Annotated in this window: 13 protein-coding genes and 1 tRNA gene; 7 read left to right on the top strand and 7 right to left on the bottom strand. The window is 39.3% G+C overall.

Annotated elements, in window-relative coordinates:
* The first annotated feature begins 44 nt into the window (after positions 1–44).
* The gene (locus BVH04_RS00085; RefSeq protein ID WP_086539302.1) at positions 45–2486 is read left to right on the top strand and encodes a hypothetical protein; all 2442 of its coding nucleotides are present in this window, start codon (positions 45–47) and stop codon (positions 2484–2486) included.
* A 59-nt stretch (positions 2487–2545) separates the two neighbouring features.
* Here the strand turns inward: BVH04_RS00085 and BVH04_RS00090 are convergent, their stop codons facing one another.
* From BVH04_RS00090 to BVH04_RS00100, 3 genes are all read right to left on the bottom strand, one after another.
* Positions 2546–2803 carry a hypothetical protein gene (locus BVH04_RS00090; protein WP_086539303.1) on the bottom strand — a complete coding sequence of 86 codons (258 nt, stop codon included), beginning with the start codon at positions 2801–2803 and terminating at the stop codon, positions 2546–2548.
* A 113-nt stretch (positions 2804–2916) separates the two neighbouring features.
* Positions 2917–4101 (bottom strand): site-specific integrase, encoded by a 1185-nt coding sequence (locus BVH04_RS00095; RefSeq protein WP_086539304.1) that lies wholly within the window; start codon positions 4099–4101, stop codon positions 2917–2919.
* Between the two features lie 151 nt (positions 4102–4252).
* A tRNA-Met gene (locus tag BVH04_RS00100) sits at positions 4253–4325 on the bottom strand.
* Positions 4326–4712: 387 nt separating this feature from the next.
* Here BVH04_RS00100 and era point away from each other — a divergent pair.
* The 4 genes from era (at position 4713) to BVH04_RS00120 (ending at position 7884) form a co-directional block, all read left to right on the top strand.
* On the top strand, positions 4713–5606 hold the full coding sequence (gene era, locus BVH04_RS00105) for a GTPase Era (RefSeq protein ID WP_086539305.1): 894 nt from the start codon (positions 4713–4715) through the stop codon (positions 5604–5606).
* Positions 5607–5608: 2 nt separating this feature from the next.
* On the top strand, positions 5609–6922 hold the full coding sequence (gene der, locus BVH04_RS00110; protein ID WP_086539306.1) for a ribosome biogenesis GTPase Der: 1314 nt from the start codon (positions 5609–5611) through the stop codon (positions 6920–6922).
* Positions 6923–6998: 76 nt separating this feature from the next.
* Positions 6999–7196 carry a hypothetical protein gene (locus tag BVH04_RS00115; RefSeq protein WP_086539307.1) on the top strand — a complete coding sequence of 66 codons (198 nt, stop codon included), beginning with the start codon at positions 6999–7001 and terminating at the stop codon, positions 7194–7196.
* A 64-nt stretch (positions 7197–7260) separates the two neighbouring features.
* Entirely contained in the window at positions 7261–7884 is a 624-nt protein-coding gene (locus tag BVH04_RS00120) for a SprT-like domain-containing protein (protein WP_086539308.1), read from the top strand.
* Here BVH04_RS00120 and scpB read toward each other — a convergent pair whose 3' ends face one another.
* The 4 genes from scpB to BVH04_RS00135 all read right to left on the bottom strand — a co-directional run bounded on the left by scpB (position 7885) and on the right by BVH04_RS00135 (position 12103).
* Positions 7885–8445: an SMC-Scp complex subunit ScpB gene (gene scpB, locus BVH04_RS00125; RefSeq protein WP_086539309.1), complete on the bottom strand. Its 561-nt coding sequence runs from the start codon at positions 8443–8445 to the stop codon at positions 7885–7887.
* Positions 8446–8448: 3 nt separating this feature from the next.
* A complete protein-coding gene (locus BVH04_RS00130) occupies positions 8449–8832 on the bottom strand; it encodes a TraR/DksA family transcriptional regulator (RefSeq protein ID WP_086539310.1) in 384 nt (127 codons plus the stop codon).
* Between the two features lie 517 nt (positions 8833–9349).
* Positions 9350–9520, bottom strand: a complete 171-nt coding sequence (locus BVH04_RS25325) for a hypothetical protein (protein ID WP_169714328.1) — start codon at positions 9518–9520, stop codon at positions 9350–9352.
* 69 nt (positions 9521–9589) lie between these two features.
* Entirely contained in the window at positions 9590–12103 is a 2514-nt protein-coding gene (locus BVH04_RS00135; RefSeq protein ID WP_169714329.1) for a lamin tail domain-containing protein, read from the bottom strand.
* A gap of 369 nt (positions 12104–12472) precedes the next feature.
* Here BVH04_RS00135 and BVH04_RS00140 point away from each other — a divergent pair, with 369 nt between their 5' ends.
* Together BVH04_RS00140 and BVH04_RS00145 are read left to right on the top strand one after the other, a co-directional pair.
* Entirely contained in the window at positions 12473–13462 is a 990-nt protein-coding gene (locus tag BVH04_RS00140; RefSeq protein WP_086539312.1) for an aspartate-semialdehyde dehydrogenase, read from the top strand.
* Positions 13462–14652, top strand: a complete 1191-nt coding sequence (locus BVH04_RS00145) for a class I SAM-dependent methyltransferase (RefSeq protein WP_086539313.1) — start codon at positions 13462–13464, stop codon at positions 14650–14652. Before BVH04_RS00140 ends, BVH04_RS00145 begins: the two co-directional genes overlap by 1 nt.
* Positions 14653–14833: the final 181 nt, after the last annotated feature.

The following is a 14833-nucleotide window of genomic DNA, read 5'->3' on the forward strand; positions in this document are numbered from 1 at the left end:
AATTTGTCATCAGTAATTGCTATCAAATATTAAAACAATAATATATGAATGAGATAACGAGCTTCGCAATTCAAGCGGACAGAACAGACACACCATGCAAGCCATCTAGTAAGCAAATTCCGAAAATTCAATACAGACTATGTAAAGTGATCGTAAGCTGTCTACAGGAGTTTGGAGAAATGATGACTCCACCACATTCCTTTACCTGGTCAGGTGCATTGATGCCCAACGGAAGAAAGGCTGCAAACTGGATAAGCCAACAAGTATTTGCTCTTGATTTCGATTCAGGAATCACCCCAGAAGAGGCTATAAAAATTGGTATAGAAAAAGACCTGGTTCCAAATTTAATCTACACCTCATTCAGTGATTCTCCGGAATTGAGGAAGTTTAGATTTGTTTATGTCTTAGACCATTCAATGGAAGAGCCAGAAGGAGCTAAAAAGCTAATTCTGTATCTGATGGCTATGTTCCCAATGGCAGATAAAATGTGTAAGGACATTAGTAGGATGTTCTATGGAGGCAAATCATTTACTATCCATTCTGAAGTGTATCATTCACTTCAGGAAATTTATATCAAAACAGACACATATTTCATGGAAATCGATACCAATAAGTCTCGTAAAATTACCAAGTCCGTTAAAAGTCGTCAAGCTTTAGGAAAAGATAGAGGATTCAGGGAAATACCAAGTGAAGAGTCCATTGCACTATTTAAGAAAAATAAAAAATTTGATCATCCTGATTGGTCTGAATTTGCAGAAGATGTAATAATTTTTAAAGATTTCCTAGAAGGAAAATGGCTCTATCACAAAGAAATATTCGGATTAGCTACTTCTCTACATTGGTTTAACGGCGGTCAAAAACTAATGAAGAACACCATGGAAAAACATAATAGATCAGGAAAAACTAAATACACTGAAAACAACTTTTCAACTGTGATTTATGCAGCCCGAGTAAAGTACTTCCCTATGAAATTGAGTGATTTTTCACCTTATGTAGAAGATCATAACTTAGACTCATTCGCTCAACTAGCGAGAATTCGCCGAGGTACGATAGAAAAAATATGGGATAGAGAGCCAACTCCTATAGAGACGGTAGAAACGGCAATGGATAATTTCATAGATCAATTTATGGATCCTGCTTCTCTTTCAGGATTATACATACTCAACGTACCAACTGGTATTGGAAAGACAAGGAAGCTTTCTCAGTTGGAAGACGTAATCATTGCTGTACCTACTCATAAATTAAAAGATGAATTGCTTGAGCGAATGAACAAACCTACTGTTGGCACCATTGGATTACCTTGCTTCTCAAGCAATTTCATAAACAAAAAACTTAAAGATATGTATAAGAGGGGTAACTTCACTGAACCACTAAAAACCCTGAAACAAATCTCAAAGAATCAGGACAATAAATATAGAACTGAGGATTCTGAAAAGGCCCAAGAATATCTTTACTCCAGAACGATATTAGAGAAGGTAACGACCGATAATATCATCACAACACATTCCAGAATTCTTTCACAGAAATTTTTAAAGGAAACGTTGATCTTTGACGAAGATCCGCTAAAAAGTCTTCTTAAAATATCTGATTTCACTATAAACGACCTCATTAACTACAATTGGGCAGCATCTCAATCAGAAAAATCAGTTAAGAGATTAATAAAGAAAATTGAAGGTTTAATTGAAAAGTGTGAAAGTGGGATTATCTATCAAACGCCAGACTTCAACCAGAATTTACCTTTAGAATGTATTGAAGATTCCTTAAGTGGGCAAGACATAAAAGGTAATCTAAATGGTTTCATACACAGTTATTGCTACATGAGAGACCTGCGAAACCCTGCACGGATTCACTACTTGGTCAAGAATTCACTTCCTGAGAATAAGAAAATTCTTATCTCTTCAGCAACTGTTGACAAGTACTTTTATGAGAAGCTTTATGGGAATGATATGATTATGCAGTCAATAAGTTTCCCAAGGGTAAAACAAAATGGAAAGATTATACAAGAAACTGGACTTTCCTGTAGTCGATCATCAATTAGGGAAAAGCTGGATTCAATCAAGAACCATATTGGGGATTTCCCAATCCTTTCCTTTAGTGAGTTTAATTCAGAGTTTAATAGAGAAAAAATGGATATCTATTTTGGAAACTGCTCTGGCTATGATTTCTTATCTGGCAAAAATTTGAATGTAGTAGGCACGCCTCATTTAAACCCAGCTGCTTACCTTTTGACAGCTTATGCGCTTGGAATAAAGGTGAACGATTTGGATTGGGAAATAATAGATCGTATGGTAGAAAGAAAGTGCCACAAGTTTAAATTTAAAACCTATGAGGATAAGGAACTTCAATACATTCAATTTCACATGATAGAATGTGAGCTCATCCAGGCCGTTGGTAGGTCAAGAACTTTAAGGAATGATTGTGAGGTTAGACTGTTCTCCAACCTCCCACTTCAAATGACTACTGAATTCACACTCAACCTAAACTAAAAACAAAAGCTCGCAGATTCAAAACCTGCGAGCTTTTTTAATAATTAGAAAATGCTATACTAATTCTGATTAAAGAATCGATCAACCTCTGTGTAAGGGACAAAGACCTTTCTTCCCCTTTTACGAAAATCAACTCTAAACCGATCTGGCTCAGCTTCCTTCTTCATGTTTTCAAATGTAGAGCGAGATACTCCAATCAAATCAATGAATTCCTTTACTGAAATAAAATCTTTATCAACTGACGCAGACAACTTTTCTTGAATCAATTCAGCTAACTTTTTTTCCAACGTTTCTATCCTGGAGGAAATTAACCTCATGTCCTCTTCTGTTATTAACTTTAAATCAACCATGCTTTACGTGATACGAGTGCGAATTATTATTACCACAATATACTAACTATCAGGGCATAAATAAAATATTATACTGCCTTTTACGAAAAAATAGAGTTATCTATAAATTGATTTATAAAATGCGTAGGATTTATATCGTAATAGTGTTGCGTTGTTGATTCTTTAGTGTGACCGAGCATTTTTGAAACATAGGATCTTGGTATCCCGCTCGCGATTGCAATTTCAGTGAAAGTATGCCGCCCAACTTTATTGCTTATTGATTTATGCAAACCAGCCTTTTTTCCAACTACCTTGAGTTGCCTATTAAATACTGGCTCAGCACACAGCCCATGAAATACCAATTCATCACTTTCTAACTTATGCTTTGTCATCAGTAACATCGCTCTTTTAGATATGGGAACAATATACCCTTGAAGGTTCTTTGTTCTTTTCCCTTGAATCAAACATATATCTTCAATTTGAAGAATATCTTCATCATGAAGTTCCTGAACATCTTTATAATAAAGACCAGTTAAACATTGAAAAACAAAGACATCGCGCGTCCGCTCCAGGTGAGCTTCTTTTTCACTGAATACTAACTTCTCAAGCTTAGCAACTTCTTCATTAGATAATGATGTCCTATCTGCTTTCTCAGGACGAACTTTAAACTGAATATTCTCTAAAGGATTACGAACCAAGAACCCATCCCTTGTCAAAGACTTCACTATGGTCTTCAGGTGGGTTAAATGTTTGTCAATTGTGACATCCTTCAAATCCTTAGTCCTCCTCTCCCACTCAATGAATTGATTAATTAAGGATTCTGAGATACTAATAATAGGAATAGAACTATTATATTCATTTAAGGTGTCGAGTGTTGTCAAATAAGCCTGTCGAGTACGTGTGGAGTCAAAATCACGTTCTTTGATATACTTCGTATAAAACTGATTAAGAGTATTAACTTCCCCCTTCATGAAAAACTGAGATTTGATCAAATCAAATGTCAAGATTCGCCCACTTGTAGTAGACAGCACTAAAAACTCATTAAGTTTCCCAAGCTTGGATATGAGGAAGCTATTAATACGAGCTCCCTGAGAATGGCTTTCTTTTACCCATCTATTCTCTTTTCCTGACCAATACCTGATCGGAACCTTTGGAACCTCTTCTATGGAGTAATACTTGCTTATCCTGCCGATTGTTATCCTTAACTGAACAAAAAATTCATTCTTTTTATTCTTTAACGCCTTCGGGTTATGAACGAATTTGAAGCTAATACCTTTGAATTCCATATCACAATATAACTATAGGAAAACAAATGGTAAAACATTCCTTAATATTAAATGTTATTCGGTGTTAATCAAAAAAGTACCAAACACCTGCTAAAAGCCTGTTTTACAATGTAATGCAATAAAAAAGGGTACCTATTGGTACCCTTCAATGTAGCGGGAACAGGACTCGAACCTGTGACCTTCGGGTTATGAGCCCGACGAGCTACCAACTGCTCCATCCCGCGATATGTCTTTGCTAAGAGAAGTCCGACAAGCTACCTCCCGATAGCTATCGTGGATGCTCCATCCCGCGATATATTTTTAAAGCATTACGCTTCTTTTTTCTTATCTAAATCTGCCCTTGTGGCTAATTGTGATACAAAAGTAGGCGTTTATTTTTGAAATGCAAACCTGTGGAAAGAAAAATATTTTGATGATCAATTTTTTAAGTCAACTCTTCTGATGAAGAATGTCCTTCCAAATAAGAACAGGTATTTGTATACCAATTGATTACATCATTCTAAAGATACCCACAGCTCTAGCATAGCTTTGAGCCAAATTTTATTTCGCCAAATCACCATAGACGTCAGGAGTGTCTAAAAATCAAGTACCTTTGCAAAAAAATCTCTACAATGGATTCACCAAAACATCAAGCAGGCTTTGTCAACATCATAGGAAAACCAAATGTGGGCAAGTCTACATTGATGAATATCCTTGTAGGTGAGCGACTTTCGATCATTACTTCCAAAGCTCAGACAACGAGGCACAGAATTATCGGACTTACAAATTCCGATAATTACCAGATAGTTTTTTCGGATACACCCGGAATGCTCAAGCCGCAGTACGAACTTCAAAAGAATATGATGAGCTTCGTGAACATCTCTTTGGAAGATGCTGATATCATTCTTTTTGTAACAGATCTTTTCGAAACAGATGCCGATATCGAGCATGTGATTGAGAAAATCAACGCGTCTGGCGTACCTGTTTTACTGGTCATCAATAAAATTGACTTGGCCAAACCTGGTCAATTGGAAGAAATAACTTCCTATTGGACTTCGAGAATTAAGTCTCAGCTGGTAATTCCAATTTCTGCCGGAGAAAAGTTCAACACTGAAAAGATTATGCAGGAAATTCTGGATAGACTTCCCGAGCATCCTGCTTTTTATGATAAGGCGGAACTTTCCGATCGATCCGAGCGGTTCTTTGCCTCTGAGATCATCCGGGAGAAAATCTTCGAGAATTATAAAAAAGAGATTCCTTATAGCTCTGAAGTCTCCATTGAAGACTTCAAAGTGAAGAAAAACATAATCAGCGTCCGTGCTATCATCTATGTAGAGAGGGATAGCCAAAAAGGAATCATCATTGGCGACAAAGGTGCCGCGTTGAAAAAAGTAGGAATTCAAGCCCGTGAAGAACTGGAAAAATTCTTCGGCAAGAAAGTCTTCCTCGAAACCTTCGTGAAGGTGGAGCAGGACTGGAGAAAAAATAAACTGAAACTGAAAAAATTTGGGTACGACCCAACCTAATCATGGCAAATATAGTAGCGATAGTAGGACGGCCTAACGTGGGCAAATCCACTCTTTTCAACCGTCTGGTAGAAGAACGAAAGGCGATTGAAGACAATATGAGTGGCGTAACCCGTGATCGTCATTACGGACATGCGCAATGGGCGGGAAAGTTCTTCTCAGTGATTGATACTGGTGGGTACGTGACTGGCTCGACAGATATGTACGAGGCGGAGATTCGTAAGCAGGTGAAGCTTGCCATCGAGGAAGCTGATGTGATTCTTTTCATTGTGGATTGTCACACGGGTCTTACAGATCTGGATAGTGAATTTGCCAAAGAACTTCGCAGTAGCAAGAAGCCTATCTATGTAGTCGCCAATAAAGCTGACAATCAGGAAAAAAGCTTCGCAGCGCATGAATTTTACGCTTTGGGAGTGAGTGACTTTGAGGTTTACCCTATTGCTTCTGCGAGTGGGAGTGGCACTGGTGAGCTTTTGGATGAGGTGATTACCCATTTCGAAGAAGAAGGAGATGAAGATCCAGATGCTAATACGCCTAAGATTTCGATTCTTGGACGGCCAAACGTTGGGAAATCTTCATTCTTAAATGCCCTAATCGGCAAAGACCGCTCTATTGTAACCGACGAAGCGGGCACTACAAGAGATTCCATTCATACACGTTACCAGCTTTTTGGTCAGGATTTCATCATTACCGATACCGCTGGAATCAGAAAGAAATCCAAGGTGACGGAAGATGTAGAATTCTACTCTGTAATGCGCTCTTTGAGAACTTTGGAAGAATCAGACGTAGTCATAGTCATGGTGGATGCCACTCGAGGGCTTGAGTCTCAGGATATGAATTTGATTTCCCTTGCCATCAAGAACAACAAAGGGGTAATGATCATGGTGAACAAATGGGACTTGATCGAAAAGGATCATAAAACCATGGGTAAAATCAAAGAGGATATGTTGGAGAAATTAGGTGAAAATAAATGGATTCCGATCATCTTTACTTCAGTAATTGAAAAACAGCGAATTTTCCAAGCAATTGAGCTGGCAGTGAAAGTATACGAAAATAAAACTCGTCGTATTCCTACCTCCAAATTGAACGATGTGATGCTCGCAGAAATCGAAAGATATCCGCCGCCTGCATGGAAAGGAAAGTATATCAAAATCAAATATACCACCCAGCTACCTACCAAAAACCCGGTATTTGCATTCTTCTGCAATCTCCCTCAGTACATCAAATCTCCTTACACAAGATACTTGGAAAACAGGCTGCGCGAAAACTTTGATTTTGAAGGAGTGCCGGTAAAAATTATTTATAAGAACAAATAAAATATATTTAAGCGGCACTTGTTTTATTGATCAAAAGTGTAATACATTTGCATCGTAATTAAGAAAACCACAAAAAATGAAAAAAGTATTTGCAATTTTCGCAATCGCTAGCATGTTCGCTGTAGCTTCATGCGGTAACAAAGAAGTAAAAGAAGAGACTGAGACTATCGAGGTAGTTGAAGAGCCAGTAATGGAAGAAGAAATCATCATCGAAGAAGCTGACACTACTGTAGTAGTAGAAGAGACTGTCGAAGTTGTTGAGAACGCTCAATAATTCTTCCTTTTCTAAATGTATTGAGTCCCGCACATGCGGGACTCTTTTTTTTGTACTTTTCGGTATGAGTAGCTCGCAAAAACTGAAGCAAATATTAGCACAAAAGCTTCCAGCCGCTGCTGTCGATTATGCCGTGGCTCTTTGGGAAAAAGAGTCTTTCTCATTTAAAACCACCGCCACCCGAAAGTCGAAACTTGGGGACTTCAGATACCGAAGAGACCGACAAATCCAAACCATCACGATAAACGCGGATCTCAACCCCTACCAGTTCCTCCTAACTTACATTCATGAAGTAGCGCATCTCCATGCCTCTGTAAAGTTTGGAATCGAAATCGCGCCGCATGGGGCTGAGTGGAAATCCACTTTTCAGCAATTAATGATTCCACTTCTTTCGACTGTCTTTTTTCCCATTGACCTTCTCATTCCTTTGCGCAAGCATATGAAAAACCCAAAAGCTAGCTCTGCAATGGATCTTTTTCTCATGAAGGAAATGAGCAAATACGATGATAAAAGCATCAATCAAGAGATTGTTTTCCTTTCAGATATAAAACCCGGAAATAGATTTTTGCTTTCTGGAAGGGAATTTGAAAAAGGAGAAACTCGTAGAACACGAGTCTTGTGTCAAGAAGTGAATTCTGGTAAAAAGTACTTAATAGCCCAATTAGCTAAAGTAAAGTTTATCGATTGATTAATCCCGCTCCTCTCCGATCTGGTTATCTGGCTGAGAAAAATCTTTCGGCTGAGGCAATTCCGAAAGTGCATTGATTCCAAAGTACTCCATAAACTTACTTGAAGTACCATACAAAATAGGTCTTCCCAGCCCCTCCGATTTCCCTTTGATATCCACCAACTCTTTTTCTAATAGCTTCTGGACAGAGTAATCACTATTTACACCTCGGATTTGTTCTATATCTCCTTTCGTCACAGGTTGCTTGTAGGCGATAATCGACAGGGTCTCCAACTGCGCAGTTGACAATCTTTTTTGAGACTGCTGGCGCAAAAGAATTCCGATGGAAGTTTGGTAGGCTGGTTTGGTCAAGAACTGATATCCTCCACCCAAATGCTCCAATTGAAAAGAAAACTCCTCAGAATGGTACTTTTTGCTCAACTCATCAATAGCCTGATCAACATGACCAATCGGAATCTCCGCTTCAAACATTTCACTCAGGCACTTGATGATCTCCGCCTTGGGTAAAGGAGTCGGAGCACAAAAAATCAATGCTTCAATATGCCTGTGAAGAAAATCCAAAATTTATTTTTTTGCCAGCTTCGCTTCGATGGAATGCATCGTATGAGGCACTGCCATCAGTCGGTCTTTTGATATAAGCTTACCAGTATCTACACATACGCCATACGTGCCATTCTTTATCCGAATTATTGCATTCTCTAGGTTGTAGATAAACTTCTGCTGTCTCGCTGCCAATTGGTTTTGGCTTTCTCGCTCAAGTGTGTCTGCGCCGTCCTCCAGCAATTTCGAAGTAGATGCCGTGAAATCGGTGCCACTATCATTCTTTTTGCTCAATGATTCCTTCAACGAGATCAACTCTTCCTTAGCACTGCCAAGTTTCTTCAAGATTATCACTTCGAATTCTTTCAATTCTTCTTGAGAATATGCGGTCTTTTCTTCCTTGCTCATAGCCAGCTAAAATTAAATAATAGTATTGGGACGGTTGATTTTAGAATTAGTTCTCTAAAATACACTTAGGTGTTGGATTTCCAAGAATTCCTGAATCACCTTTTGGCTCAGAATTATACCTAATTGCTGGTTTCAGGCATTTCCGACTTAGAGTTCTATGACGGAAAAAACGATATGTTCTATAAACAAAAGCTGGTAATGAAATGGATAAAATTATCTTACTTTTTCAAAAAGCTGATAATCAAAACACTACATCAGGTAATAACTAACCATAATTTCAAACTAAAAAACACACCTTCACTTTAAGTATTTTAAATTCCTGTTCTGGGGTTAATTAGGTCTATTAAAAAAATCACAATAAGTTAACCGATAATAGGATAAAAATATTTGCTGATTACTCTTCACAAGAGGCGATGTGGGAATGAGTCAAGTCCAGTTTATGGAAAAGCGGAACAACTGCGAACTTTTTGATAACCACCGTTTCAATTGTTTTTGATTGACCTTCATAAAAAAACCGTCATGCGACGGCTTTTTCTTCATGTAACATTTTCTTCAATCGTTTCTGAAGGATCATGGGACCAGCTTCGATTCGATGTTTCATATTCAGGTACTGAGAAACCTCCTTGAGGTCTTTGCCATTCTGCAGGTGAATTGTCTGCAAGGCCTGGGTGATTAGGTCTTTTTCCATGGTTTTGGGATATTTTGTTCCATAAGATACTATTTTCTGCTTTTCAAACTCTCAAATACAAAAGAAAATTTAAAGCTTTGTAGCAATTACTATAGTTTTCCGAATCGTCCTCACTTGACCTGACAAGTCATATAATTCTACTAATAGAATATAATAGCCTGGTCTCGAGATCTTTCCTTGACCATCAGTTCCTGTCCAAGTAAAAAATCCAGATACTCCGAGCAGCTGATTTTGCGTCAGCACCTGAACCAACTGACCTGTTGTAGAAAAAATCCTAAAACTTCCAACCCAGCCAGGTTGACCAAGCTCATATCGAATAGTAGTGAATGTATTTCCATTGCTTCCTTCCGGGTCAAAAACCCCAGGATCGATTTGAATCAAATCTCCTTCAAATTCACCAGAAATTACCTGAGAATTCTTTCTTCCCGGAGTCGCATATTCCTCAATAGCTGAGGCAGAATGCCAATTAGCAGATAAAGAAGCGGGGGATTCAATTGAAAGTCGCTCCAGGGAAACGCCCTTCGAATCTCTCAGAAGAGGATGATGCAGATCTTCCGAATAGTCAAATGAATCCGCGACAGCGCCTACCGAATCCAATAAAACCACCGCTCCGCCAGCAATCGGATAGCTTGGAAGGTTCGTGATCTTGACAAAATTTCCAAATGCAGATTTAGGGAAATCAAGCTTTAGCATATCTGGATTAGTAGTGATTGCCAAAAAGCCTTTAGGAGGTATAATGATCGGAATTTCACTGAGTTTCTTTACTTGATCTATTTCTCCGTCGTCATCGAGATTCGCGAGTTTCCAATTTTTGACCTCGAGGTAATTTTCCGTCACATTGACGACCTCCACAAACTTCGGAGATCCTGTTTTGGGATTGAACAATAGCTCATTAATCAATACATCTCCAATCTTGGCTTGCGCTGGCAAAACAAGTTGTAGTGGCTTAGTCTCGAGGTATTCATTCCCAGAGCAATCCATCAAACCATTTACGCTCAGTTTATAAATTGTATTTGCTGTTAGTTCCTCCGAAAAGAGAATCTGGATTTGATTAGAACCTACATGAAATACGGAATCAATCTCCAAACTTGGTTCAAACACAAAATTAGATTGATCAAACCCTGTCAGAATGGGCTTTGAGAATGTCAGCAGAAGGCTTTTAGCAGAAGTGACTTCAAAAGAATTCAGAACTGGTGAATTTTCATCGGCAGACAAATCAAATACTGAGTTTTGCCGACCTGGAGTTCCTCGAAGTGGATCAATTGATGGTCTGAGCAGATCCGTTTGCTCGCAAGCATAAAATGGGTTCGCAACTTCTAGGCTGTATCCTCCATTTGCAAACTCACTTCCTCCCCAACTGCTCGTGGAATAGGAAATCATATCAATCAGATTCCCTTGATCATCTTTTAAATTGAGTTGATCTCCTGAATTCAAAAGTGTAGGCCAAGTCTTTATAGGAATCACTTCCCCATATCCTCTCAAAAGCGTCGCTTGATTTTCAGGGGTAAGAATCAGAAACTCTCTGGGCTGAATCCACTCATCTTGAAGAACAACTGTCAATCTAGAGTTGGAGTAAGTAACATCTTCGAGCCGAACTGCATATTCTCCCGCATGAAAAATCTCTACGTATTCCACATTTGGCAAATCCAGATCAGCTTTTGGAGAAGGCATGATTTCATTGATCACAAGAGTTTTGTGAGGAATGAATGTGGGATCAAAAAACTGAAAGGAGATCAGCGTATCCTTCAGAAAATTTCCTTCCAAATCTGGGATTTGCGATACCTCTAACTCAAAACTTTTTCCTGTCTCAAGTTTTTCCCCAAAACTTAAATACACCGAAGAATCAGCTTTCAGTCTAACTTCTGATGGCTCCTGGCCATCCAAACGATAATTAATAAGAAACTCAGAAAAAACCGGATCCAGCGCTTCATCAAATCGAATCTCCAATTCTCTTTCATCATACCCACGAACACTGGCGACCTTCGGAGACGTTTTGTCCACCACAAATTCACCAAACGCAAAATCATCCATCAGCCATTTTGCAGAGGTACCAGAACCTGGACCATATCTGATTTCCAATCGAAGAAAAATTTCATCTTCCTCAGAAAACTCATCTGGCAAAGCCAACTGAAATAGCCTGAATTCCTGATCCTCATTCACAAATTCATTTGCTCCACCCAAGATTTCTCTACCTGAATAATCGCGATCCAAGCTCCTACTCCAACTATAAAAAACCTGAGCAGGCCTATCTCCGGAGCCATTTTTGACAGACCTCGCCCAGAAACGGACTTTCGGATCAGTGAGGTCTTGTGCAGAAAGCCGAATGATAACTTCACCATCAAAAGTAGAAATCGGTTGAAAGGCTAAGGCCTTGCTTTTATTTCTGCCGAGACTGTTTGCCTGATAAATCCGTGATGAACTTCCCCTAATTTCATTTCCATACCAGCCAGGCAAAAACTCATTTGGATAGTTAATGATAGTAAATCCACTTTCGAAATCCTGAATCTGATTAGTAGGCTCCGCTTGGAGAGTGTCACTAACAGCGAAAAAGAGCATTTGCCAAATAAAAAATAAGCGAACCACACACATGTCAATTAAAAAGTCTAGACTAAATATACTTATCAAAATGATCTCAAACCACCACTTTTATTGACTTTTATCCATTTTTGACTAAAATATTTGAATGACGGGTCTGTAAATGAATTAGTAGCCCTTACTTTTGTGCTTCAAAATTTTCAACAACTACTTTGAATCTGATGAAATCGAGCATGACGAAATTATCTCACAATGTAATGTCCCGATGGCTATCGGGACAACCATGCTAGATTCCATCTGACTATTGAAAATCAAGAAATAAACAGATGAAATCGAGCATGACTCAAGCGTCACAAGGAGAGATAATTGTCAATCATGTGAGATTCCACATGGCCTTTGAAAAACTATTATAATCATATGAAATTAGCAGTAGTAGGAGCTACCGGCTTGGTAGGCTCAGAAATCCTAGAGGTGCTAGCAGAGCACAACTTCCCTTTTGACGAACTTCTATTAGTCGCCAGCGAGCGATCCGTTGGTAAACAGATTCACTACAAGGGTAAACCTTACACCGTCATTGGACTTGCTGAAGCTGTTTCTTTAAAGCCTGAAGTAGCTATATTTTCCGCAGGTGGAAGCACTTCTAAAGAGTGGGCTCCAAAATTCGCTGAAGAAGGTACCATCGTAATTGATAATTCTTCAGCTTGGAGGATGGATCCGACCAAAAAACTGATCGTCCCGGAAATCAACGCAAAAGAACTGACCAAAGATGATAAGATCATCGCGAATCCAAATTGCTCAACTATTCAAATGGTATTGGCTCTGGAGCCTTTGCGTGAGCGCTATGGCATAAAAAGAGTGGTAGTGTCCACTTATCAGTCAGTAACAGGTACCGGCAAGGCAGCGGTAGATCAGATGATGGCAGAGCGTGCTGGAGAAAAGGCTGAAATGGTCTATCCGCACAAAATTGACATGAACGTACTTCCTCACATCGATGTGTTCCAGGAAAATGGCTATACCAAGGAAGAAATGAAGATGATCAACGAAACTAAGAAGATCTTCAGCGACGACACGATCCAGGTAACTGCTACTACTGTGAGAATCCCAACTATGGGTGGACACTCAGAAGCGGTTAACGTGGAGTTCAAAGAAGATTTTGATTTGTCGGAAGTGCGTGAATTACTAGCGGCTACTCCTGGCGTGATCGTTCAGGATGATCCTGCTAACAACATCTACCCAATGCCAATCACTGCGCACAAAAAAGACGAGGTATTCGTAGGTCGATTGAGAAGAGATGAGTCTCAGGCGAATACGCTAAATATGTGGATTGTAGCAGACAACCTAAGAAAAGGCGCTGCAACCAATGCTGTTCAAATCGCTGAATACGCGCTCGCAAACGGTTTGATTTAATGGATTTGACCCAATATCATCGGGGCGACTTCCAACAATTTGTGCAGGATCATCTCTCGGAAGATCCTGCACTTTTGCTTTTTAGGTATCAGGGGAAAACGGATTTTGATCTAAAAGCCGCCGTGCAGCAGATTTCTGCGAGGCGAAAAGCAGCCAAGAAACTCCCTTCTTGGACCTCCAATCATCAATTGATTTTTCCAGCTTCCATATCCTTGGAGCAAAGCTCATCTGAGCAAGCCGCTGAGTTGAAGGCTAGAGACAGAAGTGGTCAACTCATGATAGACCTCACAGGCGGATTTGGCGTGGATAGTTATTTCCTCAGTAAAGGTTTCGAAAAAGCGATCTACTGTGAACAGCAAGAGGAATTGGCAGAAATTGCACAGCATAATTTAGAACTCTTGGCAGCCGAGAAATTCGACATTGTAAAAGGCGATGGATTGGAATTTTTAGCTAAGACAGAAAAACACTTTGACCTAGTCTATGTTGATCCTGCCCGTAGAGGAAAAGCCAACCAGAAGATGTACAAGCTTCAGGATTGCGAACCTGATATAGTCAGCGTCTGGGGAATGATGAAAAGCAAAGCCGACGCTATCCTGTTAAAAGTATCTCCAATGCTCGATATTTCTCAGGCACTCAGCGAGCTTCCTGAAATCCAGAAAGTGCAGGTAATCTCAGTAAAAAATGAAGTAAAGGAGCTACTTCTGCATTGGTACATAAATCTGGAAGGATCTCCTCTCATAATCGAAGCTATTGATTTAGGAGCCAAAGAACTCAGCTTTTCTTTTAAGCCTCGCGAAGAAGAGGATATTTATTCTGTAGTCGGAGAAGCAGAAAAGTATTTGATTGAGCCTTATTCAGGGATATTGAAAGCTGGGGCATTTAAGACGTTTGGAGTACGATTTGGCTTAAAAAAACTGGACCCAAATAGTCATTTGTATACTTCATCTGAAGTTCAAAGAGACCTTCCGGCTAGAGTATTCAAAGTAATTCAAGAAGTACAGCCCAAGAAAGCTGAAATCAAAAAGCTTTTTCCTTCAGGAAAGGTGAACGTGATCACTCGAAATTACGCCACAGGATCAGAAGCACTGAAGAAAAAACTAGGAGTAAAAGATGGTGGAGAAGACTTTTTGATTGGGACTAAAACTCAAAGTGGATTTAAGCTTTTCTTGTGTAGGCTGGCAAAATCATAACCAAAGGGCAGATTAATTAAAAAAATTAGAGGTGTGAGTTTCTATAATTTGATACTAGTTGGATTAAAAACCAGAATAGCAGAAATCACACTCCACCGAAAGTCCAGCTTCTGAATAAACAGGACTGCACTTGAAACTGTGAACTTTGCGAAACCTTCGCGCTCTTTGTGGTTAAAAAGAA

Origin of the sequence: Algoriphagus antarcticus (genome assembly GCF_002150685.1) — a bacterium.
Classification (GTDB): Bacteria; Bacteroidota; Bacteroidia; order Cytophagales; family Cyclobacteriaceae; genus Algoriphagus; species Algoriphagus antarcticus.